The organism is Bradyrhizobium canariense (genome assembly GCF_019402665.1).
Lineage (GTDB): Bacteria > Pseudomonadota > Alphaproteobacteria > Rhizobiales > Xanthobacteraceae > Bradyrhizobium > Bradyrhizobium canariense.
Window position 1 is genome coordinate 1 of record NZ_VSST01000027.1, and the last position, 23,299, is coordinate 23,299.

19 protein-coding genes and 9 pseudogenes are annotated in these 23,299 nt (G+C 59.9%); 22 read left to right on the forward strand and 6 right to left on the reverse strand.

Annotated features, from left to right (window positions below; translation table 11 throughout):
* The 3 genes and pseudogenes from FXB41_RS15190 to FXB41_RS40775 form a co-directional block, all read left to right on the forward strand.
* Positions 1 to 184: pseudogene (locus tag FXB41_RS15190) on the forward strand (insulinase family protein); the annotation flags it as partial.
* A 700-nt stretch (positions 185 to 884) separates the two neighbouring features.
* Entirely contained in the window at positions 885 to 1,298 is a 414-nt protein-coding gene (locus FXB41_RS15195) for a type VI secretion system ImpA family N-terminal domain-containing protein (protein ID WP_259217576.1), read from the forward strand.
* A pseudogene (locus tag FXB41_RS40775) lies at positions 1,274 to 1,431 on the forward strand (TrbI/VirB10 family protein); the annotation flags it as partial. The gene FXB41_RS15195 and the pseudogene FXB41_RS40775, both read left to right, overlap by 25 nt.
* Before the next feature lie 47 nt (positions 1,432 to 1,478).
* Here the strand turns inward: FXB41_RS40775 and FXB41_RS15200 are convergent.
* Positions 1,479 to 2,069 (reverse strand): hypothetical protein, encoded by a 591-nt coding sequence (locus tag FXB41_RS15200; protein WP_219682315.1) that lies wholly within the window; start codon positions 2,067 to 2,069, stop codon positions 1,479 to 1,481.
* A 327-nt stretch (positions 2,070 to 2,396) separates the two neighbouring features.
* On the opposite strand from FXB41_RS15200, the gene FXB41_RS15205 reads away from it, so the two are divergent.
* The 14 genes and pseudogenes from FXB41_RS15205 to FXB41_RS15270 all read left to right on the forward strand — a co-directional run bounded on the left by FXB41_RS15205 (position 2,397) and on the right by FXB41_RS15270 (position 14,597).
* A complete protein-coding gene (locus tag FXB41_RS15205) occupies positions 2,397 to 2,717 on the forward strand; it encodes an iron-sulfur cluster assembly accessory protein (RefSeq protein WP_219682368.1) in 321 nt (106 codons plus the stop codon).
* Positions 2,718 to 2,756: 39 nt separating this feature from the next.
* The gene (locus FXB41_RS15210) at positions 2,757 to 3,050 is read left to right on the forward strand and encodes a NifU family protein (RefSeq protein ID WP_219682316.1); all 294 of its coding nucleotides are present in this window, start codon (positions 2,757 to 2,759) and stop codon (positions 3,048 to 3,050) included.
* A gap of 18 nt (positions 3,051 to 3,068) precedes the next feature.
* A complete protein-coding gene (gene nifS / locus FXB41_RS15215) occupies positions 3,069 to 4,262 on the forward strand; it encodes a cysteine desulfurase NifS (RefSeq protein ID WP_219682317.1) in 1,194 nt (397 codons plus the stop codon).
* Positions 4,259 to 4,480: a putative nitrogen fixation protein NifT gene (gene nifT / locus FXB41_RS15220; RefSeq protein ID WP_219682318.1), complete on the forward strand. Its 222-nt coding sequence runs from the start codon at positions 4,259 to 4,261 to the stop codon at positions 4,478 to 4,480. The genes nifS and nifT overlap by 4 nt, the downstream gene beginning before the upstream one ends.
* A 481-nt stretch (positions 4,481 to 4,961) precedes the next feature.
* Positions 4,962 to 7,050: pseudogene (locus tag FXB41_RS15225) on the forward strand (prolyl oligopeptidase family serine peptidase); the annotation flags it as partial.
* 643 nt (positions 7,051 to 7,693) lie between these two features.
* Positions 7,694 to 9,250 carry a nitrogenase cofactor biosynthesis protein NifB gene (gene nifB, locus FXB41_RS15230; RefSeq protein WP_219682319.1) on the forward strand — a complete coding sequence of 519 codons (1,557 nt, stop codon included), beginning with the start codon at positions 7,694 to 7,696 and terminating at the stop codon, positions 9,248 to 9,250.
* A gap of 15 nt (positions 9,251 to 9,265) precedes the next feature.
* A complete protein-coding gene (locus FXB41_RS15235) occupies positions 9,266 to 9,490 on the forward strand; it encodes a 4Fe-4S binding protein (protein WP_219682320.1) in 225 nt (74 codons plus the stop codon).
* Positions 9,491 to 10,226: 736 nt separating this feature from the next.
* Positions 10,227 to 10,610, forward strand: a complete 384-nt coding sequence (locus FXB41_RS41965; protein WP_219682321.1) for a 4Fe4S-binding leucine-rich repeat protein — start codon at positions 10,227 to 10,229, stop codon at positions 10,608 to 10,610.
* Positions 10,607 to 10,927 (forward strand): nitrogen fixation protein NifZ, encoded by a 321-nt coding sequence (locus tag FXB41_RS15245; protein WP_219682322.1) that lies wholly within the window; start codon positions 10,607 to 10,609, stop codon positions 10,925 to 10,927. The genes FXB41_RS41965 and FXB41_RS15245 overlap by 4 nt, the downstream gene beginning before the upstream one ends.
* Complete coding sequence (locus FXB41_RS15250) at positions 10,924 to 11,178, forward strand: nitrogen fixation protein NifZ (protein WP_219682323.1); 255 nt, start codon at positions 10,924 to 10,926, stop codon at positions 11,176 to 11,178. The genes FXB41_RS15245 and FXB41_RS15250 overlap by 4 nt, the downstream gene beginning before the upstream one ends.
* Positions 11,175 to 11,534, forward strand: a complete 360-nt coding sequence (locus FXB41_RS15255) for a DUF3024 domain-containing protein (protein WP_219682324.1) — start codon at positions 11,175 to 11,177, stop codon at positions 11,532 to 11,534. The genes FXB41_RS15250 and FXB41_RS15255 overlap by 4 nt, the downstream gene beginning before the upstream one ends.
* A gap of 11 nt (positions 11,535 to 11,545) precedes the next feature.
* The gene (locus tag FXB41_RS15260; protein ID WP_246648881.1) at positions 11,546 to 11,815 is read left to right on the forward strand and encodes a DUF6129 family protein; all 270 of its coding nucleotides are present in this window, start codon (positions 11,546 to 11,548) and stop codon (positions 11,813 to 11,815) included.
* Positions 11,816 to 13,127: 1,312 nt separating this feature from the next.
* Positions 13,128 to 13,852: pseudogene (locus FXB41_RS15265) on the forward strand (IS5 family transposase); the annotation flags it as partial.
* A 370-nt stretch (positions 13,853 to 14,222) separates the two neighbouring features.
* On the forward strand, positions 14,223 to 14,597 hold the full coding sequence (locus FXB41_RS15270; protein ID WP_219682325.1) for a DUF4189 domain-containing protein: 375 nt from the start codon (positions 14,223 to 14,225) through the stop codon (positions 14,595 to 14,597).
* A 298-nt stretch (positions 14,598 to 14,895) separates the two neighbouring features.
* On the opposite strand, the pseudogene FXB41_RS15275 reads toward FXB41_RS15270, so the two are convergent.
* A pseudogene (locus FXB41_RS15275) lies at positions 14,896 to 15,086 on the reverse strand (transposase); the annotation flags it as partial.
* An 82-nt stretch (positions 15,087 to 15,168) separates the two neighbouring features.
* On the opposite strand from FXB41_RS15275, the pseudogene FXB41_RS41970 reads away from it, so the two are divergent.
* The 5 genes and pseudogenes from FXB41_RS41970 to FXB41_RS15300 form a co-directional block, all read left to right on the forward strand.
* Positions 15,169 to 15,237, forward strand: a pseudogene (locus FXB41_RS41970) (putative entry exclusion protein TrbK-alt); the annotation flags it as partial.
* Between the two features lie 97 nt (positions 15,238 to 15,334).
* Positions 15,335 to 16,646, forward strand: a pseudogene (trbL, locus tag FXB41_RS41975) (P-type conjugative transfer protein TrbL).
* A 3-nt stretch (positions 16,647 to 16,649) separates the two neighbouring features.
* Positions 16,650 to 17,310, forward strand: a pseudogene (gene trbF, locus FXB41_RS15290) (conjugal transfer protein TrbF); the annotation flags it as partial.
* Positions 17,311 to 17,330: 20 nt separating this feature from the next.
* Positions 17,331 to 18,267, forward strand: a pseudogene (locus tag FXB41_RS40795) (TraB/TrbI/VirB10 family type IV secretion system protein).
* Positions 18,264 to 18,521, forward strand: a complete 258-nt coding sequence (locus FXB41_RS15300; protein WP_219682326.1) for a DUF2274 domain-containing protein — start codon at positions 18,264 to 18,266, stop codon at positions 18,519 to 18,521. Before FXB41_RS40795 ends, FXB41_RS15300 begins: the two are co-directional and overlap by 4 nt.
* A 263-nt stretch (positions 18,522 to 18,784) precedes the next feature.
* On the opposite strand, the gene FXB41_RS15305 is transcribed toward FXB41_RS15300, so the two are convergent.
* The 4 genes from FXB41_RS15305 to FXB41_RS15320 form a co-directional block, all read right to left on the reverse strand.
* A complete protein-coding gene (locus FXB41_RS15305) occupies positions 18,785 to 19,393 on the reverse strand; it encodes a LysR family transcriptional regulator (protein ID WP_311985853.1) in 609 nt (202 codons plus the stop codon).
* Positions 19,394 to 19,980: 587 nt separating this feature from the next.
* On the reverse strand, positions 19,981 to 20,295 hold the full coding sequence (locus FXB41_RS15310) for a helix-turn-helix domain-containing protein (RefSeq protein ID WP_219682327.1): 315 nt from the start codon (positions 20,293 to 20,295) through the stop codon (positions 19,981 to 19,983).
* 1,017 nt (positions 20,296 to 21,312) lie between these two features.
* Complete coding sequence (locus FXB41_RS15315) at positions 21,313 to 22,221, reverse strand: LysR family transcriptional regulator (protein ID WP_219682328.1); 909 nt, start codon at positions 22,219 to 22,221, stop codon at positions 21,313 to 21,315.
* A 203-nt stretch (positions 22,222 to 22,424) separates the two neighbouring features.
* A complete protein-coding gene (locus FXB41_RS15320) occupies positions 22,425 to 23,297 on the reverse strand; it encodes an isocitrate lyase/phosphoenolpyruvate mutase family protein (protein WP_219682329.1) in 873 nt (290 codons plus the stop codon).
* Between the last annotated feature and the right edge of the window lie 2 nt (positions 23,298 to 23,299).

Consider the following 23,299-nt stretch of genomic DNA (forward strand, 5'->3'; position numbering starts at 1 on the left):
GCCGATCGACTACATCGAGAGGCGCAACGCCATCGTCGATGCGGTGACGTTTGACGATGCCAAGGCGGCGGCCAAGCGCCTGTGGGGCCAGGGCTTGCTCAGTGTCATCGTCGGCCGCTCTTCACCGGCAGCAGCCGAGTCGAGCACTGCGCCATCGGCCGCGAAGCCGGCGACCCAAAATTAACTTTTCAAGTAGCTCGGGGCGGCATAGCCCCGAGCCTGGCGCTGCCTTGTCCCCGCTTGCAGTGTTCGCGCCGGTCGCGTCGTTGTTCCTGGAGAGCTTGGCACGCTCCTCGCGTGGCCAGCTCTGCCGCTCGATAATCAACGGGCGGCGACGCTCGTGACAGGCGCCTAGGCGCTCCCGCGGGCCAGCAAGCGCTCCAGAACAAGTTGAGCTTCTCGTGCTTGGACCAGCATCGTCGGCAACCCGTCTCAACGGCTTCGAGTCGCCCCGACCTGGCGCCCTGACCTTACCACGTATCCATAATGACAGTTCATCGGATTCGCACCCCAGATCGAGTACCGCCGCGCCGGGCTCGATATGCCACTTCGAGATCAGTGCGTTCGGTGCGTGACCTACCGGGCTGTTCCAACCATAGGATCGAGCGCGAAAAATCCGCGATCCAGGAGACGCTGATAAGCAACCTAATCGTGAGGTCATCGTCCCGGCTTTTAGTCCCTTCTAATGCGATCCAGAGCCAATGGACTTGCTTTGGCTGCATAACTAAATCCGTCCGCCAGCCAAGCGGCGCTTTGATCAATCGGATTCTCAAGCATCATTTTTCTTCTGCGTTGAGGTGCAGCATAACGGCTTCCGGATGACCGAAATACCGCGTCGTGCTAGTAGGTGCAAGGTTCCTTCCAAAGAGTTCTGCTCGCACTCGATGACAGCGACAAGAAGTCCGTCTCGAGGCGATATCGATGCACGTTCGTGCCGCGGTGCTGCGCCTGTGCCGGGTCCCGCGCCTGCCGGCATGAATGTCCGTGATGTGCCCGAATTCGAACGGCTCGAAGCCGAACTGCGGCGCATGGATGCCGGCGGACCAACTGCGGTTGATTGGAGCAAAGTCAGTACGCTGTCGTTCCATATCCTGGCGAACCAGTCGAAAGACATTCTGGTTGCCTGTTGGGCCGCCTATGGTCTCTTTCGGACCAAAGGATACCAGGGCCGACCAAGCGGGGACGGGCGCGGATCGGAGCGATCGATTGGCTCGTTTGCCGCGTTGCCGGCCGAAGTCGGCAGCACAACCACTGACCTTTCGCTGGTCGATCAAGTCCTCGCCGAAAATATCTGCTGATTCCCCAGGGTGCGAAGCTGATCGGCCAACACGACAGCTCTGTCGGTTCGGCCAGAGCCGCATCCTCTTGGTCTGGACCGGCGCCATCATGCCCGACGGCAACTCGATTATGCTGGAACGCCAACCCGGCGCCTGCCGCAGCAGCCGCTGAGCTGGCGAGAGACGGTCCGAGGCGCTTCCTCAGACGGGGCGGTTTTCGCTTCTGTTCTTTACCGGCTCCATTTTGGCCAGGCCGTCCTCGTATGAGATCTCCGTGTATGATCCATCGATGTCCTTGGCTGCGTCGAGCAAGTAGTCGAGTCTACCGGCGGTACCGAGCTTCTTGATGTCATTCTTGTCGACGCCGGCGAGGTCCATCATCTCTTTCCACACAGTTGATTCATCGCAAGGCAGAATGCGGAAGGTGATCTCGCCTATCTTGGTGCGGTACTTCGCGAGCAGATCAACGTTGTTGCAGAAGATGAAATAGCTGCCTTTGGGGCTCAACCTGCCGTCCAGCACCTTTGCGGCCTCAGGTAGATATGCGAAGGAATGCAGATATCCGGCAAGAACTGGAATGGTGGGTTCGCCCTCCTGCGCGATTGCAAGAACTTGTTCGATAGAATAGTCCGGCGGTCGTTTTTCGTCGGCGAGCTGGGATTGAAACTTCAGCGCGATGTCGCCTCGAAATCCAAATCGCCCCGACTTCGTTGTTTCACTCTTAAGCACCGCATTCAGCAACCGCCCCTCCTTGTCCAGCGGGCCAAGAGCGGTGTTGTCGATCGAGGTCATGGAAGGCTCCCCATCAATGTGTGGTGTGCACGCGTCGCCCAATGCGACGTGTCCGCTACCTTCATGCAAGTTGTTTGCCGTCCCCCTATGTCTGCGTCGACGTAGAGCGTAAGCGGCGGCTTGGCGCGATGTGCATGGATACGTGCTGGCACCATCACCAGGTCTCGGCCGGATGATGTTGGGATGCTGGAAAGCCGCCTGTCGCGAACCCGACAGGTCGCAAATCGAATGGGTCGTCGCCTGCAAGACCAAGTGATTTCAGCTGCATCTCGACTGGCATGGGATTTGCGAAGTGTACCTTGCCACAGAAGTGAGAGCGAGCCAGAGATGATCAACCTAACGGTTAGCGCCATCAACGCACTGAAGGCCGCAATCTCCTCGACAGCGCAGCCGGCGAGCGGTTTGCGGATCATGATCGAAGGCGGCGGCTGCCAAGGGTTCACATACAAAATGGGCCTTGCCGATGAGCCGAGCTCCGATGAGACCGTGTTCGAGCAAGGCGGGATTAAAGTCTTCGTCGACAACGCGAGCCGGGCGCATCTGAGCGGCACCACGATCGATTTCGTGGTGTCACTCGAAGGATCAGGGTTCCGCTTCGATAACCCAAATGCCAAATCGAGCTGCTCCTGCGGCAAATCGTTCGGCTAAGTTGCCTTGGGACCATTGGCGATGGAAGGAGCATCGAACATGGCCCTGAAGGCTGAACGAACGAATCAGTCTTCGACTATCGAGCCTGCCGATCGCGAGCGGATTGTCAGCGCCGTGCTCGATGAGATTCGGCCAAGCCTCAGGCGTGATCGTGGAGATTGTGAGCTCGTCGAAATCGACGGCAACAAGATCATGGTCAGGCTTACCGGCGCCTGCATGTTATGCAAGCTTGCGGGCACGACGCTCGCGGCCATTCAGGCGCGCCTGGTCGAGCGGCTCGGCGAGTTCGTCCGCCTGATCCCGCTCCCCGGAGCTGCCAAAGTGGGACATTAAGTGCAGAGCGGAGAGTCCGTGCGGCCGATCTACCTGGATAACAACGCGACGACCCGTGTACATCCCTTGGTGGTTGCGGCGATGCTGCCGTTCTTCTCTGCGCAATTCGGCAATGCGTCGTCCGCGCACGCATTCGGCATTGAGGTTGCGCCCGCATTAAAACAAGCGCGCCGGAAGGTGCAGGCCCTCATTGGCGCGGCATTCGATCACGAGATCGTCTTCACCTCGGGCGCGACTGAATCCGACAACACGGCGATCCTGTCGGCGCTCGCCGTACAGAAGGGACGCGACGAGATCGTCACAACGGCCGTTGAGCATCCGGCCGTGTTGTCTCTTGCCGAGGAGCTGGGCCGACGAGGAGTCAAGACCCATGTCATTCCGGTCGATGCAAGCGGCCGATTGGACATCGAGGCTTATCGCAACGCATTGTCGAGGCGCACGTCAATCGCCTCGGTCATGTGGGCCAATAATGAGACGGGTACGATCTTTCCGGTGAAATCCCTCGCCCAGATGGCGCGCTCAGTCGGCGCGCTCTTTCACACCGACGCGGTCCAGGCGGTCGGGCGGATTCCGATTGACCTGAAGACCACGGACATCGACATGCTGTCGCTCTCCGGCCACAAGCTCCATGGTCCGAAGGGGATCGGCGCGCTGTATCTGCGCAGCGGCATCAAGTTCCGGCCGCTGATCTTCGGCGGCGTTCAGGAGCGGCGTCGCCGCGCTGGCAGCCAAAACGTTCCGGGCATTATTGGGCTCGGCAAAGCGGCGGAACTCGCAGCAGCACACCTCATACAAGAGCAGATGCAGATTGGCGCCCTTCGCGACCGGCTGGAGCAAGGCATTCTCGCTGTCGGCTGTTGCATGGTGCTTGGCCATATCAAGAATCGCTTGCCAAATACGTCAAACATTGCCTTCGAGCATCTCGAAGCAGAGGCAATCGTCCACCACCTGAACCGCAACGGAATTGCCGTCTCACTCGGTTCGGCCTGCGCGTCCGGCTCGATGGAACCGTCCCACGTCCTGCGCGCGATGAGAGTACCACCGGCCTTCTTGCGCGGTGCGGTTCGCTTCTCGCTGTCGCGCGAGACGGCGCCGGATGAGATCGATCGTGTCCTACAGGTCATGCCGGACATCACTGCCAAACAGAGAGCCATGTGGCGTGCGCGTCAGGAGCGCGCGGGCGAGAGCTCACAACTTGCGGAGCTCCCATGAAGGTCATGATTCGCCGTTCGCCCGAGACGGGCCTTTCGATTTATGTGCCCAAGAAGGATCTTGAGGAGCCGATTGTCGAATGGGAGCACGAGACGCTGTGGGGTGGTTGGATTAGAATCGCGAACGGCTGGGTGCTCGACCTACCGGCGATGGCGAGTGACACCACTCTACCAATCACTATCAACGCCAGGAAGCGCGGCGGCGAAGCAACCGAATGATGAATGCTGCGGTTCCACAGACTTCGCCAAACCAGCGATGCGGAAGCTATTCTTGCCGGGGCGGTCCGGCATCTGCGAGGAAGGCCACTTCGTTCCTTGGGCTTGGGCCTGGCGTAGCGGAAGGTTTCAGCCGAGCGCGCTGATCACTCCGGAAGCGCTCGAAGCGTTCTTCGGAACCAAGATCGCGGCGGCGCACGGTGGCAAACGCAACATCTCGGCCTAGGCCAGCACTGAGGCGTCGGGCCAGCGCGTTGGCGTTGATGGGGGAAACCCTCGCGACGCCCATTGCACTGACATCGCCAGCCCGGTCGTCGCATTAACGGCGTCAGGCCAATTGCTGCAACTCCGCAACATTCAGTGTCGAGAGGATTGAATGTCGCGCCGGGCCAGGTCGTAGCTGAAAAATCGTGATGCAACGTTCGCGATGCAAATCCTTGAACCATCTCGGAGCTACGCGTCAATGCCAAGGTTGTAATGAAGCATGGTCACAGAAAGAGCCTCGACGAAGTCGCGAACCGGAAGGCCAACGCCTTCCGCTCCTGACGATGATCCCTATCTATGGCTGGAACAGATCGAAGGCGCGCGTGCGCTGAACTTCGTCGAGCGGCAGAATAGCAGAACACTTCAGGTGTTTGGCGGACCGGCAGCCGAACGAGACAGAGATGCGCTGACGGCGATTTACGACCGACCTGACAATATCCCCTATGTCAGCCGGCGCGGCGGGTATCTCTACAATCTGTGGAGGGACGCCAACAATCCACGCGGCCTCTGGCGGCGAACCACCCTGGAAGAGTATCGCTCGCTGAAGCCGTCATGGGACGTCTTGCTCGACCTCGATCAACTTGCCGTCAGCGAAGGCGAAGACTGGCTTCTAAACGCCACGGTCGCACCGCCTGGAAGTCACTCGCGGTGGATCTTGAGTCTATCGCGCGGTGGCAGCGATGCCGTGACCTTGCGTGAATTCGACACTGATACGAAGCTCTTCATCCGCGATGGCTTTATCTTGCCCGAAGCCAAAGGCAGCGGCGTATGGTTCGATTCTGATACGCTGGTGTTGTTAAGCTCCTATGGCGACGGCATGGCCGCGACCACCGGCTATGCGCGCACGGTGAGGCTGTGGCGGCGCGGTACGCATGTTGACCAAGCGGCAGTGATCTTTGAGACCAAGGTTGCTCATGTGTCAGTCGATTGCAGTGTTGACGACACCGTCGTGCCGCCCAGGATCTGGTTCCTCGATGCGACAGACGTCTCCAATTGCGTGGTCTGGCTCGGCGATGAAACGGGCGCCAAGACGAGGCTCGATCTGCCAAGTAACATCTGGATGCGGTCGCATCGCAACTGGCTTGCCCTGAAGCCGCGCGAATCCTGGTCTGTGGCAGGGCAGACCTATGCGGCGGATACGGTGCTCGTCATCCCGCTGCCGGCATTCCTGGCGGGCAGCCGCCAATTCGAGGTTCTCTTCGAGCCGGGTCTGCGCCGTGCGCTGCAGAGCTTCTTTTGGGCTGCGGGCAAGCTCGTGCTTTGCATTCTCGACGAACTCCGGCCAGTCTTCGAGATCTGCACACCATCCGATTATGGCTGGAACCGCGAGCAATTGGCCGGGCTTCCTGATCTTGGCGTCGTCGAAATCTGGTCTTTCGATCGCGATCCGTCAGAGAGCAATGGCGACTTGCTGGCCCACGTCGAGGATCCGCTCACGCCGCCGTCCCTCATCCTGATGGAGCGCGGCGTTACCAGTCCCGCCGTGCTGAAGCAGGCGCCGAAGACGTTTGCCGCGGAGCAATGCGTGGTCACGTGGCACGAGGCCATCTCGATCGACGGTGAGCGAATTCCCTATCTGCAGACCGGTCCCGTCAGGCAGCCCGGCAACGCGCCGGTCCATATGAGCGGATATGGCGGGTTTGGGATCTCCGTGAAACCGTACTACAATTCCGCTCGGTAAGCTTTGGCTCGATTGCGGCGGCACCACGGTTCAGGCAAATTTGCGCGGCGGCGGCGAGTTCGGCACGCGCTGGCACGACGCCGGTCGGCTCGCCGGCAAGAGATTGTCGCATGATGATTTCGCAGCGGTTGCCGCCGATCTCGTTAGGCGCGGCGTGACACAGGCCAAGCGGATCGCGGCCGAGAGTGGATCAAACGGCGGCATCCTCATCACCAATATGCTAACGCGATATCCCGAGCGCTTTGGCGCGCTGTTCTGCGCGATCCCGCTGATTGACATGCGCCGCTACACAAAACTGCTCGCCGGGGCGAGCTGGCTCGCCGAATATGGCGATCCCGACAACGCTGAGGAGTGGGAGTGGCTGAAGACCTATTCTGCGTATCATACCGCAAGACCCGGGCAGTCCTATCCACCGATCCTGATGGCCACCAGGCGGCGGGACGATCGCGTCCATCCCGGACATGCGCGCAAAATGGTAGCGAAGCTGCAGGCGATGGGCTATGAGGCGTATTTCTACGAGCATGCCGCTGGAGGCCACGGCTACGGCAAGGACAACCGGGAGCACGCCGAGTTGCTGGTGCTGGGCCTCCGTTTCCTGAAGAGCAGGATCGGCTGGCTGGATGCCGAGACCTCAGCGATGTTGGTAGTTGTTGGACGGCAGTTCGAGCGATGTCGACCGAGGCGGCTGCAGCTCGTGAATCTGATCGGCATCTACACCCCCGCGATCTATTCGAGACCCAGCCAACGTTTGGACGCACGATCGAATTCGTGGCTGTCGGCACCGTGGCCACCAGGCGTTTCTCTTCACCTGCCTGACAATGCCTTCCGGAATGTCACGTAGAGGCCCGCGTGATCTTCGGCATAGGTCGGTAACGGGGCTGCTTCTTGTCTGCAACTACGAAGAATCGCCACACCAAGTTGTCCTTCAAAGCGTCCGGAACGTCTTTTGCGGATTGTGCTTTGCACTGGCGTCACATTTTGGCGACAAGATCAACTTTACAGGACGCCAGCCGCCCTGCTCTTCCAAGCGCCTAGATGAAGCAGCCTACCCGTCGCCAAAACAACGCTGCCAGCGCTCTTGTGATCGCAATCTCTGTCAGCTTTCCAACATGAGTTGATAACACCGACATACGAGCAACGTGACCTAACTGCTTGAAGCGAACGCAAAAATCATTTGTGGCAGACATGGCACGCCAGTTGCTCTTGGCTCTTCAGAAACGACTCTGGGGATGTTTGCCGGAAAAGTTCGGCCTGCGGAGAGAATTGGAAGAATGAGTACTTCAGCGCAACACCAGCTATCCTGCGGCGGCGGCGAGATCAGAGAGACCATGCAAGTTATGGCTAAGCACAAGGGCTGCGGTACGATCGGTGGCAGCGGGAAGGCGAGCTGCGGATCTCAGGCCGGCATCGGCAATCTGCCAAACGAGGTCTGGGAAAAGGCGAAGAACCATCCCTGCTACAGCGAGGAGGCGCACCACCATTATGCCCGCATGCATGTCGCGGTCGCACCCGCCTGCAATATCCAGTGCAATTACTGCAATCGCAAATACGATTGCGCCAACGAATCGCGCCCAGGCATTGCCAGCGAGAAGTTGACGCCAGAGCAGGCCGCCAAGAAGGTGCTGGCGGTCGCTTCCGCGATCCCTCAGATGAGCGTGGTCGGCGTTGCCGGCCCTGGCGACCCCCTGGCGAATCCGGACAAGACATTCAAGACGTTCGAGCTCGTCAACAAGCTCGCGCCAGATATCAAGCTGTGCCTCTCGACGAACGGTCTTGCGCTAGCCGATCATGTCGACACGATCACCAGACTCAAGGTCGATCACGTGACGATCACGATCAACATGATCGATCCCGAAATTGGTGCAAAGATCTATCCATGGATCTTTTACCGCCACAAGCGCTACACCGGAATTGAAGCCGCAAGCATCCTCAGCAATCGGCAGCTCCAGGGCCTGGAGATGCTGACCGCGCGCGGCATCCTGTGCAAAGTCAACTCGGTGATGATTCCCGGGATTAACGATCAGCATCTGGTTGAGGTTAACAAGGCCGTGAAGTCGCGCGGCGCCTTCCTGCATAACGTGATGCCGCTGATATCGTCGCCCGAGCACGGCACCGTGTTCGGTCTCGGTGGGCAACGCGGCCCGACCGCACGGGAAGTGACCGCGTTGCAGGACAGCTGCGAAAGCGAGATGAACATGATGCGTCATTGTCGCCAGTGCCGGGCCGACGCCGTCGGACTGCTCGGGGAGGACCGCGGCGCAGAGTTCACCATGGAAAAGATCATGGCCATGAACATCAAATACGACCAGCAGGCCCGAAAGGAGTATCAGGCCAAGGTCGAGAAGGCGCGCATTGCAAAGCTTGCGGCCAAGCAGGAGAAGCTTGCAGAGCTCGCCAGCGCGTCCAGCGAAATCAAGGTGCTGGTGGCGGTTGCAACCAAGGGCTCGGGATTGATCAACCAGCACTTCGGTCATGCCAAGGAGTTCCAGATCTACGAGCTCTCGACTTCCGGCGCAAAATTCATTGGTCATCGTCCTATCCACCCCTATTGCCAGGACGGCCATGGCGAGGACAGCAAGCTCGAAATCGCCATCGGCGCCATCAAGGATTGCCACGCCGTATTCGTCTCAAAGATCGGCGGCTGCCCGAAGGCCGAATTGATCAAGGCCGGCATCGAGCCGGTCGATCAGTACGCCTGGGAGTCCATTGATGGGTCAGCAATCGCCTGGTTCAAACTCTATCTCGATAAAGTCAATGAGGGAAAGATCAAGCACGTTGAGCGGGTCGATTCGGCGGCCAGCCACAACGCGCTGATTTCCGCCGCCTGAGGATGGGTTCAGATAATGCCGTTCAAGATCATCGCCTCACAATGCACGGGCTGTTCGGCGTGCGAAACACAATGCCCGAATCTCGCTATTTCCGAGCGAGCCGGCGTTTTCCTGATCGATCCTGAGAAATGCACCGAGTGCGCCGCCTACTTTGATGAACCGCAATGCGTGGCGGTTTGCCCGGTTGACAATACGTGCGTGCTCGACACGGCGCTGCCGCGTCACCAGATGCCTGCGTGAGGGCCACGATGGATGTCACCACGACACGAACGGTTCAGAAACTCTGGCGGGTAATGCTCGACGAGGCGCCGGTCGCGCCGGTCGCCTTGTCATACCGGGTGGACGGTTCGCCCTGGTCGCCGGCTTTTTCGCCAGTTGCTAAGCCATATTCTGGAGACGCGAATATCGGCGGGAGCGCGTTAAGCTATTCCTGTCGACCCGAAGGCCGCTTTCTCCAGCGCCAAGGGACGATTTCGCCGATGGGCCGACGAAGAGCGGACCCGTCTTCAGCGATATCAATCCAGTCACCTGCGGCCAGCCTTGCGCAGGCGACATTCATGCCCAAGGCCTTTAGTCGGTCATCCGAGAGAAACGAGGGCGTCCACACCGAGTCCTGTGTTGGTCGCACGGTGTCGAGCCGGCCCAGCATCATCCCAAGGCGGCAGAGCTATCCTATCACCTCGATGAAAGTGCCGAAATCTACCTGCGCCAAGCCAAGCCGTTGGCACCCGACCACGTGATGCGGAGACGAATTTCCTGCCACCGGCGCGGTCGGCCCCACCAAGCCGGAATTCGGCTGCAATGAGAGCACCTCGCGTGGGACTTCCAGTTCTCGGTCAAGGCTTGTTGCCTACTTGGAGATGCGTCTCGGGCAACTCGGGGAAGGACGGCAGCTGTCGAGAGACTGCTCGGGCTCGGTCACGCGGGGGTTGGCGCCAAGGTGTTGTTAGGCACGCTCGAGCGTATCGGCGGGACCGTGAGTGGTGACGTCCACAACGCCCTCAGTTGCCGGGGTAATCAGGTCGACTCTGCCGGCTGTGCGCATCCCGCGCTGAAACGCGCGGCTCGCCGCCGGCTCAAGCACGCCCCCGTCGAGGACGAACGCGCGTGCCGCGTCGACGGCTTCTTCAACATCAACCATGGGCTGACGGACGGTTATCTCAAGCATCTGGATCTTAAGTTGCGGGCGTTGATTTTGCTGCACTGGGATCCCGAAAGGCTCATGCAACTCATGATCACAGCCGCGCCGCCGTGCGGGGATCGAACGCGGTTGATCGAGGATCATGATAGGGCGCTCCGTAAGGCCGGGCGCTCGCGAGGCGCGGTACAGTTGAAGCATGGAACGGAGACGACAGCATGAGCAACATCGTCCGTGATAGTGACATCGTCGAGTTGACGGACGCCCCCTTCTTTGATTATGGCGACAAGGTGCAGGCAAACCGCACCATCCGCAACGACGGCACCTATGTGGGCAAGGAGATCGGTGAGGTTCTGGTCAAGAAAGGCGAGCTTGGTTATGTCGTCTCGATCGGCACGTTCCTGCAACAATTTTATATCTATGGCGTCGAATTCCTCGACTCCGGCTATCGCGTCGGCATGAAATGCAAGGAGCTCGATCTAGTCACGCGAAGTCACGGAGGCGAGGAGCCTTGCTTGTCAGGAAGGGCACCCCGATGATCGAACCGAGGTTGCCAAAATACCGCTCAGGCCAACGTGTCAAGGCTGCAATCGATCTGCTCAACGACGGTTCCTTTCCCGACGCGTCGGCGGAACAGTGTCTGGTCAGCGTCGGACACATTGGTGAGATCGTACAGGTCGGTCGCCATACGGAAGCGAACCTACCCATTTATATGGTCGACTTCGGCAAGCAGTTGGTGGTTGGCTGCCTCGAGGCAGAAATTTCCGCAGTCCAGGACATCGCGCAATGAACGCCGCCATCATCAGACGACATCATTCCGGATTGCCCGCGCATCCCAACGAGCTCGACCGGTGGCGGCTCGTGCGCGCGCTGACGAGGCGCGAGCGCTACCGATATGTCTCGCCAAAGGTGACAGCGATTGCTGGCGGCTATCTGGTCGAGAGCCCGTGCTGCTCAGGCAATATCGATGCGGAGGGAGGTCTCGTCGACGTCGCGCTGTTGCACCACGATAGGACTGGGGCGGCATGGCAGCTGTTCCGCAAAGATCACCGCAAGGGCGTCTGGGAGTGGCATTCGACCCATCAACGGCTTGGCTTGGCGACAGCGGTTCTGAACGCCGACCCTGAACGTTTGTTCTGGCAATAAGGATTATGCAGATGGTGCTCGCCGCAGGCGAATTGACGAACATCGAGCAGACGCTCGCCGCTATTGATACAGCGTCTGAGCCCTGCCTCACGCTCCGGCAGAAATTTCCACATCTCGCCTGGATTTGTTGCGAGGCCTCTGACATGACGCAGAGTCCGTTCCACCGCGTTGGACAGTTCGACCTGCATCTGCTCGACAGTGGCGGTCAATGTGCACAGATTACGAATGATCCGCAGCGCGCCACCGGCATTGTGCTGGCCAAGCGCTCTGGCAAGTCATGATCAAGCAATCGCCTGCCGGTGCCAAGCTCACCCAGGACGGCTAGGCCCGCGGGTTGTTTACCATGCGGTAGTGACCAGTCCGGGGAATATCACGACGCTGGTTCGTCGGGTCCATGAGACGGGGGCAGCGATCGTTCTCGCCGCGGAATTGCCTGGGTATCTCAACGTGGCTAGTTAGATCAAGAATACTGCGGCAGATCAAATTAGGACGGGCGAGCCGTGCTCGATCAGCTGACGAGGATCCGGCATCGCAAGATTTGCCATTGTGAGTACTTTCACTTAAAGCCGCTGGGCTTCGGAAAATAGGACAAGACGTTTGTTCTTCGCGCGGTAACGCCGTGCACTCGCCGTGGAGGCCGGTTAATGATGCGCGCTCAAGTGAGGCAGTGCGAGTGTCCCGCGATCCAGCGCTACTCCATCAATACTGGCGCCTGAAAATATCATTCTACGAAATGTCTTGGTGAGCTGAGGTCGGAGCATTCAAGAAGCGCTTTTCGAGTTGTCTTTCGATGGCGCATCGAGCGTCCCTTCTCTATTGCTCGCTTCCATGTTGAAGCTGGGTGACGTGCATGTCGAGAATCGGGTTTGTCACGCAGATAAAAATCCAGGGAGGACAAATTCGCGTGTAGTTCCAGTTCTTATCTCGAAGAGAAAAATCCGCTTGAATAGTTGTCGATGACCATTGATATGGTAATGGGAAGCAGCTGCGTCTTCGCCAAAAACAAGGCGCTGCAAATGTGCAAAGTGAAATCGGAGAACACCACGTGGCAAAAACCGCCAAGCGCAAAGAGTATAGTAAGGATGACGTCAAGCTGCTCAAAGCGCACTCAAAGGCTCGCACCCCTGTAGCTAGGGTTTCAAAGCTGATGAAGCGATCCGAGGGGTCTCTACGACAGAAAGCACGTACCTTGGGGATTGGCTTGGGTCACCAGCGCTGAGATATGATTCAATTTTCGGAAATTGACCGGCGTGATGGACGACCGCTAGGGCAGCTGATCGTTTCAGGTCCTGCGTCCGAGGGTCAGCTCGCGCGATGAACGAGCTGACTGGTCTGCCGATAGACCGGCCCGCTTGGCCTAGACCTCATCGGTTGTCATGGTTTTAATCAGCGACTGATAAAGGCGCGTCTGTGAATATAGATCTACCACCCGGAAATGCGGTCCGCGAGCGTGCCGGCGGATCATCAGCTCGGCCGGCAGACGTCATTCGGCGCTAAGCTGTCTCTCGCTGCTAGGGTCTGAACCTAAATAGCGCCACGTGATTCTCTTGCCTCCGTGTTCTTGATTCGGGAGCGAGACAATGCTCGCGGGGTAGGCAATGGGCTCGTATCGAACCTCATCTGCCGACGGGACTGACGGGGCCGGATCGGGACGACGATCGGCGCATCATCAGCGGTATTGTTCACATGCTGCTATCGGGTGCGCGATGGCGCGATTGTCCGCGCGAATACGGTCCTTACACGATGATCTACAACCGCTTCAATCACGGGGCCAAGCGCGAACGATGGTGCGCAATCTTTCAAGCACTGCTCAAAGCTGGCAAAGATGCCGTCGTGCTGTCGCTCGACTCGACTTCGATCAAAGCTCATCGGTGTGCCTCCGGCGGAAAAGGGGGAGCACAATCAGGCAATCGGCCGCTCGCGGGGAGGCCGTACGACAAAAATCCATGCGCTGAGCGATCCGCTCTGCCGACCGGTCGTCCTGCATCTGGCCCTCAGGTCAGGATGCCGACATCGCTGCCGCGCCCGATGTTCTGGCGCTCGCACCGCCCATGAGCGCGCTTCTCGCTGACAAAGGGTACGACGGGGACAACCTTCGGCCGAAATCGCTGGTCGCGGCGCCAAGCCCGTCATTCCCAATGATCCAACGTGTCGTCATTCATCGTTTCAACAAACGCGACGGAGGCCGAAATGTCATCGAACGCTGCTTTTGCCGGCTCAAGGACTTCCGCCGCATCGCCACATGATACGACAAGCTCGCCCGGAATTTCTTGGCCGCTGTTCAGCTCGCCGCTCTCGTCGCATATTGGCTCAATTGAGTCTGTACCCTAGTTTGCTGTAAGCGGCGCGAGACCGTGAAATCCTCTTGCAGCTGTTGGCGGTAGCCCACCGCAAGTCTCTTAGGGCGCCGCGCGCATTGCCAAAAAGGAATTGCCTTCAACCCGGATCAAGTCCGTGGGGCAAGGTCCGGATGCGTCAGCCCCTCGATCCTTGTCCGCTTTCTGACGGCGGTGCACAAAGCTGTGAGATTCAAAACACCCTGCGCCGTTTGCGTATCGCGAACCGTTTCAAAGCACAATCAGGCGCTTAGTGCGCGCGAGGAGCGCTGGCACGGCCCTTGCTGTATCTCGCCGTAGGGCAGGAGGCGCCAATCGCTGCGATGCTCAATTCCAAATGGAGAAAAAGTGAATGCGTAAACTAATAATCGGCGTCCTCGCGCTGTTCATTTCAAACACTACCGCGTTCGCCGGCTCCGGGGCCATCGCATACTCCAAACCAGATGACGTGGTCGGTGTCTCGCACGGGTGTAGATCACAAAGGGGCGCTAAACGGTGGGCCCTGCTCGACTGTCGCCGCAAGGGCGGCTCGGATTGCAAAATCGAAGCTTACGAAAACAACGCTTGCGCCGCCGTTGCCATAGGCAATGGACGCGGGCTGGGACGTGCGTGGTGGTCCCACCCATTTGGTGAATTTGAAGAGGAGCTATCGCAGCAAGGCGCGGTGGCCGGATGCAATGAGACCGGCGACGTGGACTGCAAGCTGCGGGCCAGGGTTTGCCACTAAGGCCCCTCAGTAAGCCAACGCCCTAAGGAAGGAGGTCAGGCGAACCCAATTTTTAGCAGACATCCAGCCGAACTCCGCGACTGAAGAGAGTTCTGTGCGTCAAGTTCAGCAAAGTCGGTCATGGGATCCGGCCGAGCCATCCCCTCGGAGCCGCCGTCGCTCGCCTCACCCAGAAGCGCAGCGGGCGAGCGACGGCGGCGGGGGGGGGTGGCGTCCATCCCTTTGGTGGGCCCGAGCATTGTCAGGCCACTTGGCGTAGCGCCTCCTTCTTGTGGTCCTTCAACAGATCCATGTTCAGCTAGCGACGGTCGTCGAGCCAAGGCTCATGGCGATTCGACGGTCAACGCACGGACGAGCCGTAGACAGCTCTCGCCATTGGGGAAGATACGTACCACATAGGTGCGTCGCCTGATCTCCTCGTTGAGCCGCTCCAGCATGTTGGTCGACTTCATGTGCTTGCGAGTGTGCCGGCGGCAGGCGGAAGTGGGTGTCCGCCATCCATCGCCGTCCCGCGCCACAACCCAGATCCGACGCTCCTGCTGTCTCTACGCCCGACGATCTCTCGGCCTAGCTGCACCGCTGCCGCGCGCTTCGCCCCCAGGATGCCGAAGATCCGCATTGCCAGGCGGTCTGGGAGGAGAACCGCGCGCGGTTGTTCGGCGGGCCGGCGCGGCCCGTGCCGCAACAGGCCGCGCCAGCCACACCGTCGACGACGAACGCTGCGGAGGGAGATAACGATGAACAACGTCGGCGTCATCGACACCTTCCTCAACACCTTCACCACCTATATCGATTCAGGCTTCGGCCTGATCCAAGGCGAGACCACTTCTCTCGCCTCGACGCTGATCGTCACTCGACATCACCTTGGCCGGCCGTTCTGGGCGTGGGGCGCCGACGAAGGCATCCTCCAGCGGCTGGTGAAGATGACGCTCTACATCGGATTCTTCGCCTTCAACACTCTCTCGGGCATCATCTTCAATAGCTTCGCCGGCCTTGGCCTGAAGGCCGGCGGCTCCTCCATCTCGACAGCCGATTTTCTGGGGCCCGGCCGGCTCGCGCAGGTCGGTCTCGACGCGGGGCACCCACTGCTGAACGCCGCAAGCCAGATGCTGGGCTTCACCAGCTTCTTTGCAGTTGCGGTGCTGATGGTGTCCTGGCTCCTGGTCCTGATCGCCTTCTTCATTCTGGCGGTGCAGCTATTCGTCACGCTGATCGAGTTCAAGCCGACAACGCTGGCCAGCTTCATCCTGATTCCCTTCGCCCTCTACAACAAGACTGCCTTTCTCGCTGAGAAGGTGCTGGGCAATGTCGTCGCCTCCGGCGTGAAGGTGATGGTGCTCGCTGTCTCGTTGGCATCGGCACCGGACTGTCTCGCAGTTCACCACCACCTATGGCGCCGGCCAGCCGACGATCGAGCGGGGGTTTTCTGTCGTGCTCGCCGCACTCACCATGCTCGGCCACGGCGCCCGGCATCGCTAACGGTCTGTTCCTGGCGCGCCGCAGCTTGGCACGGGCGCTGCTGTCGGAGCTAGCTCGCCGTCGCCGGCACGGCGATGGCGGCGCTTCGCTCGCTCTCGCCGGAAGGGGAGCGATGGCGGCGGCCTCGGGTGCGGCGGCCGCCGCGCGTGGTGGTGCGGCGATGGCGGGAGGCGTGTCCTCCCCCTACAGCCTCGCCTCGGCCGGTCGGTCCGGCACGGGCCACGTTGCGTCCGGCCTTAGCGGCGCGGGCCGTGCGGCGGCCAGTGCTGTCGCCGCACACGTCAGGCGCGCCGCCGAGCAAGCAACCGGGGCAATGCAGGAGAGCTTCGCCTCAGGCGCCCGCGCCAGTTTCGCTAACACGGGTGGCTTCTCGACTACGGGAGTCGTTGAGGGTGGCGAGGCCGCAAGAGCGACCGCTTCCCAAGGAGCGAGCGAGGTTTGCCCACCTGGGTCCAGCGCATGAAACGCAATGAGGCGGTTGTTCGCAGCGCGCAGTCCGCCGCGCAAGCCCTCAAATCCGGCGATAGCCATGGCGGCGGCCACTCCGTCGACCTCTCGGGAGGAGAATAACGAATGTCAGTCTTTCGGCGATCGTCGGTCCGCTACGGCCGCACGCCCGAACCCGCAACTCCGTATCAGCGCGCGGCGCAAGTTTGGGATGAGCGCATCAGCTCGGCCCGCGTGCAAGCCAAGAACTGGCAGCTGATGGGCCTTCGGTTCGCTGATCGTGGCTTGCGGCCTGGTCGGCGGGCTCGTCTGGCAGTCCACGCACGGCACCGTCGTTCCCTGGGTGTACAGGTCGACAAGCTCGGCGAGGCGCCAGCCATGGCGCCGGCTGCGGCCGACTACAGGCCGAGCGACCCGCAGATTGCCTGGTACCTCGCCCACTTCATCATGATGGTGCGCTCGCTTCCAGCCGATCCGACCATCGTGCGGCAGAACTGGCCGCAGGCCTACGATTTCACGACCAGGGCGGGCGCATTGGCGCTGAACGACTACGCCCGCGCCAATGACCCCTTCGCTAGTCTCGGCAAGCAGCAGTTCGCGATCGACGTCTCCAGCGTCATCCGCGCTTCGCCCGACAGCTTCCGCGTCGCCTGGGTCGAGCACCGCTATCAGGATGGGGCGCTCGCCGGCACCACAGACTGCGATCCTTACCATCGCGATTCGGCCTCCAACCGACGCCGATCGGCTGCGCAAGAATCCGCTCGGCGTCTACGTCAACGCCATCAACTGGTCGAAGGAGCTGGGACAATGACCCCGCCGATTTCCGTAAGCGCCGGCGGTCCGGCTTCGCCTCTCTCAATCGTTCAGCAAAGCCGGAAAGACAGGGATACGTGCTTCCGTAAATCCGCACTTACGGCTTTGCTGCTGTCGTCGCGACGCTCGGCGGCTGCGCACAATTTCATCCCCCGACATCAACTACGATACCGCGGAGCCGGCAACGCTCACCGCCGATCCGCCGTCGCCCGTCAAGATCGTGGAATTGCCAAACCCCTGCCGCTACCCGGGCAGTTGAAACCGCTCGCCGCCGGCAAACGAATCCCGGAAGCTGCTGATCCGAAGGTTCGCGTCAAACAGGCCAACGCCGCAGCACGGGTGCAGCCGGTCCGCACCGGTTTCATCAACGCGGTCCAGGTGTATCCGTTCTCCGGCGGCGCTCTCTACCTAGGTTTATACGGCACCGGGTCAGATCACCGCCCAGATCACGGAGGCGGTCTATGGCAGTCCGTCCGGCAAATATCTTCTGGTCCCGCAAGGTGCGAAGCTAATCGGCCAATACGACAGCTCCGTGGCTTTCGGCCCGAGTCGGATCCTCTTGGTCTGGACCCGCATCATCATGCCCGACGGCAACTCGATCGTCTTGGAGCGCCAGCCCGGCGCCGACACCGGTGGTCATGCTGGGCTCGAGGACGAGGTCGAAAACCATTGGGGCATGCTGTTCAAGACCGCCGGTCTTTCGACCATGCTCAGCGTCGGAGCCGAGGCGGGCACGAGCCAGGACGAGAACAACCTTGTTCAAGCGATCCGCAGCGGCGCATCCAACAGCATCAGCCAGACCGGGCAGCAGGTCGTGCAGCGCCAGCTCAACATCCAGCCGACGCTAACTATCCGGCCACGCGTCCCGGTCCGCGTGATCGTCACGCGCGATTTGGTACTGGCGCCCGACGGCAAGGGAGGAACACCATGACGAAGCTGAAACTTGGGCCGCTTGAAGACGACAAGCCGGTCAAGCTCACCATCGAGCTTCCAGCGGCGGTCTTCAGGGACATCAAAAGCTATGCCGAGATTCTGACGCGTAGCGGAGGCGCGACGGCGCCGACCGATCCTGCCAAATTGATCACGCCGATGATCGAGCGGTTCATGGCGACCGACCGCGCCTTTGCGAAGGCGCGGCGAAATGCTGCTCAGCCCGCACCTGCGTCACCGGAAAGATCCGGATAGCGCTCGCGAAGCAGGTCGAGGACGGACGCAGCGATGGATTGCAGTTGGCCTGCCGCCAATAGGCGCGGAAGCTCAGCCGCGTCGGACCCTCGGCATCATGCACCTCGCGGAAGGTGACACCCGGATAGACTGCGCCAGTCGCACTTTCCAATATCAGTAGAATGCCCCAGCCCACGCCGACCAAGGAGAGGAGCGGTCGAGCACGACATCATGGCGAAGCAGCAGGCAAGGGTCGGAGGATCCCAATTTGCTGATGAGGAGCTTCAGGAATTCCGGTCCCAGCCTCGCTGTGACATTAAAAGCGATTCGCGCCTCAGTTCGCCCCAGTGAACTACTCCACGGCCCGTCAACGGATGGTTCGCGGGGAGGGCGGCAACGACACGCTCGCTCCAGAGCAACAATGACCTGTCACTCCATTTCGGGTTGGGCTCGGCCACCAAGGCGACGTCAACGGCGGAGCTGGCGAGATCCGAGATCAGATGGTCGCTCGCTCCGTCGACCAGTTGTCTATCGACATCGGGGAAGCGGTGCCGGTGCTCGAGGAGAGTGGCCCGGAGATTGCCGGCTGAGAGGGAGGTGTGGATGCCGATGGTCAACCGACCGCTCTCGCCACGCGAGCGGGTCTTGAGACGAGCGCTCATTGCATCAGCTTCGCCCACGACGCGCCGGGCGGCATCGAGGAATTCCTGACCTTCAATGGTCGGTCGCGTACCGCCATTTGTGCGCTCGAACAGAGTGCTGCCCAACTTGCATTCGAGATTGCGCAAGCGGCGACTAAGAGTCGACTGCTTGATGTTGAGCGTCTCCGCCGCTTGCCGCAGGCTTCGGTGCTGGGATGCGGCGATCGCCCAGCGTAGATCTCGAAATTCCACAGGCGCGGTCGAAGCCCTATGGCGAGTTGCCGGTAACAAAATTGTTTCTTGAATGGGTCACTCCATTTGCTTGCGCTTCTTCAGCACCCCTGCCAGCGAATTCGTTGACTACTGTGAGGTGCGGTCAATTCGGAATAGCTAGGATTCCGGTTCCGGCGTCGACCCAGACGAGGACACCACCGAAATTTTGGAAGCTTTGATCTTGCGCTTGAGCGCCCGCCTTTTCATGGTAGCCGTCAATCGAGCTTTCTCAGTCCTCTCTTTCGATGTGTTCAGAGGTGGGTTGCGAACCGATAGCCTCAGACTGGACATGCTGGTCTCCTTCATTTTCCTCATATGTGTCGATGAGGCCGCAGCCCACCTATTGCCTCCTATCGCGAGTTGAGTGGACTTCCACGGTGGCTTGCCTCTCTTGGCCGTTCAAATCAGTCAGCCCTCTGGAGGGCAGGCGCAATCGATGAGCCTCTCCAGAGCGGGGATCTCGTTATCTGGCCTCCATTGCGCAGAAAATTTGAGCGTCTCGGCCCGCGGAAGTGTTCCTGATCGCTCAGCCGTAGTCAGGTCGATTTGGGAATCATTGCCTGAATTCAAGCATGGCGCACGCAGATTTCTGGCGCTGAGAGACCTCCATGTTTTCGAGTATGAACCGCGCAATACGAAAAAAGTACGACTTGCGGCTGTCGACGAATGCCAGCGTTCGACCGCTCAAAAATCGCAATACCCACGAGATGCTCGAACTGTCGTATCGAGCGGCTAAGCGTCGTTTGTTTGACAAGAGGTACGTCAGCCGCCTGTCGGAGACTTCCGAAGTCCGCGGCTATAACAGCATAGCGAAGTTGCCGAGGATCAAGGTTCGGAATGCGAGGTGCTTCGATAGACAGTCGCGAGCCTGGATCATCCATCGCACACTTACCAAATTAATCGAAGGTACCGAAGCTGTGCGCAGGGATTGTGACGAGTTTTAGTTGTGTGGGACGGTCCGCCAGCGGCCGAGCTCAGCCAGATGACCCACCGCGGGCCCGCCGGCTTTGCATGCTCAGCACAGGCTCACATTCGGGATTGCGAAAGATGGGTCCGGTCGAGATCAATGCGCTGCTCATGATCGACCGACTACGCACAAATGCTTGAGAGATTTGATGCATTTGCGAAGCTCTAAGCGCTCCCCTGTTACTGTGAGAGGGTCGCCGCTCAAGGCGTCTCACGGACCTGCATCGGGCTTACGTCATCGGCCGCTGCCATGCTGCAAGACGCGCTCAGATTGTAGCCCGAGCCCAACGGAGGGCGGATGTCATCCATCGCAAAACCAGGGCGTTTCATCAAACGATTCGATGTCTGTTGCGCGATGCGAGATCGTGAATCTAACTATCGATCAGGGCGGATGCTTTGAGACACGCCGTCCGAAGTTACGCGCTGATCCGGGTATAGCCAGAGCTGTCGCGCTCACGTCGAGCTAGGCGCCAACAACCGACGCACCTATTTGGTTTGGCTTGCGCCAACAAGGGAGCTTCCACCGTGCTCGAAAATCCGCATCTGAGCGCCGGAGATCAGTCCGACAAGGATGAGAGCATGCGCGCTTCCTGCGTTTTGGCCTTCGCGATTACACGAGGCGTTGCGCGTTGCGCCAGTCCGGCGATGTTGCGTCATCGTGACTGAAGCGCTCGCGCGCTCGCGGGCTATACACGCGCCGAAGCGTTTCCTGCGCGTTGCGCGGCGATCCGGCTTCGTCCCCTTCGCGTGTCGGAGCGGCGCGCTCCGTCACGCTTTTGCGAAATCTGATTAGACTAGCTAGATCAGAGTCCAGCGGTCGATGGGCCTTGGCGCGACAAGCTAGTGAGTGGTGGCGCAATCAGCTCTTCAGCCAACCAATAAGTCGGATTAGAGATGACCATCTGGAGATTCCACGATAGCCTCATGCGATATCAAGCGGCTTCCGGAAGGGTGGCCTTTTTACAAAGGCGGACGAGCCAACGGCAAAACGCACGAGCGAGTTCGGGATTGTCACTGCGGTCGACGGCATAGGCCCGATAGTGCATGCCGCTGGGAGCACGTGATCCTGGTATCACATGTAGAGCGCCCCCGCGCACCAGATCGCTGACAATGATTTCGGGCGCTACCAGAAGGCATTTTCCCGTCATGACCGCCGGCAGAGCCAGGTAATTGTGATCATAACGCGCCCCCGAGCTTATGTCTTTAGTGGTCAGGTTCATCGCCCGCAACCATGTGGGCAGTATGTCGGGCCTGGATGTGATATTCAGAATCGGCATCGCGCGAACAATCGAGAGGCCTTTGCCATCGACGTGATCTGGAGAGCCCACACAGACCAGTTGCTCGTTGTAGATTTCCCAATCGTCGGCCGGTTCGACGATGGAAAGATCGCGTGTAATCAGGATGTCGAAATCGTCGGAGGATATCGGCAGCGACAGTGAGCTGATCACATCCACGATGACGCCGCCCATTTCAGTGGAAAACGCCTGGAGATTCGGAATCACAAGAGAGTACGCGAAGGTCGAAAGCGACGTGCGGACCACAAGCCGATTGACGTCTGGACGATCCCGCCGGCGCATTCTCTTAGCGGTGAAGCACACGGTGTCTAGCGGCTCGGCGACTGTGTTCGCAAAGAGCCGTCCGAATTCGGTCAATTCGCTCCGCTTGCCGCGTCGTTGCATGAGGTCTGTGCCCAGATGGTCCTGCAGCACGGCCAGGTAGCGGCTGACGGAGCTCTGGGTCATTCCCAATGCGTGAGCCGCGCGCGTGACGCTTCCTTCTCGCGCGATCGTCACGAACACGCGGATCGCGTTGAGGGGCACTTCATTATCTTCGGTGGCCATCCTCTATTCCGGAAAATTGTCGCCAGTTCGTACTGGCAGCAGGCCACGACAAAATGAAAGTTCCCAGCACATTATTCGATGTCTATCGCCGGATTACTGCTTATAAACGATATATCGCGCGCAAAAACGGCTTAAGCCAACACGAACGGCGTAATGGCCTATGGCGCTGAAAACCTCGCCATTCGCGGCGCGGCTGGAACGGATCAGCAAAGGAAGCGGGATTCGGCTGATTTAATCTCGTCCATCCTCTGAAGTCTAAAAATCTCCTCCACCGGCAGAATGTCCTTGTGAACGTTCTGGACGCCGCCATCGGCGATGATCCGGCGGAAGGTTTCCTGCAGGCCAGTTGCAGCAGCGCGGATCCCGTAGTTGCCGTAGATCGTCATGCGAATATTGCCGAGTGCCTTGACGCGCTCGGCATTAAGTTCCGGGTACGCGTTCGGCACGATCGCCAGCGGCACCGATCCGGTCCAGGCGCGCGAAAAGCTTTCGATCTCGGAAGGATCCTTCTTTTTCGAATGGATCAAGATCATGTCGGCGCCAGCGTCCACATAGGCTTGCGCACGCTGCAGGGCTTCGGTTTCGCCGAGGCCTGCGATCAGCGCTTCGGTGCGCGCGATCACGAGAAAATCCGGATCCCGTCTTGTCGTGACGGCGGCCGCGATTTTGCCCTTGAACTCCTCAATGCGCAGCAGTTCCTGGCGCCCACTGGCAACGAGGCTCGTCACTTTCGGAAAGGTCTTGTCTTCGATGACGACGGCACTCGCACCGGCCCGCTCGTATTCGCCGATCGCATGGATGACATTGATTGCGTTGCCGTAGCCGGTATCGATATCGGCGACGATCGACAGCGTCGTGCGTCCGGCGATCGCCCGCAGCATGTCGAGATGCTGGGTCATCGAGATCAGGCTCATGTCCGGAAGGCCGTAAAGCGCCGACAACTCGAAGCCGGAGGCCCATAGGCCATCGAATCCGGCTTCTTCCGCGAGAATGGCCGAAAGCGGGCTGTGGGCGGCCATGATGTGGACAAGGCTGGTCTGGGTCATGCGAGCGCGAAGGCGTTTGGCAGGAGACATCC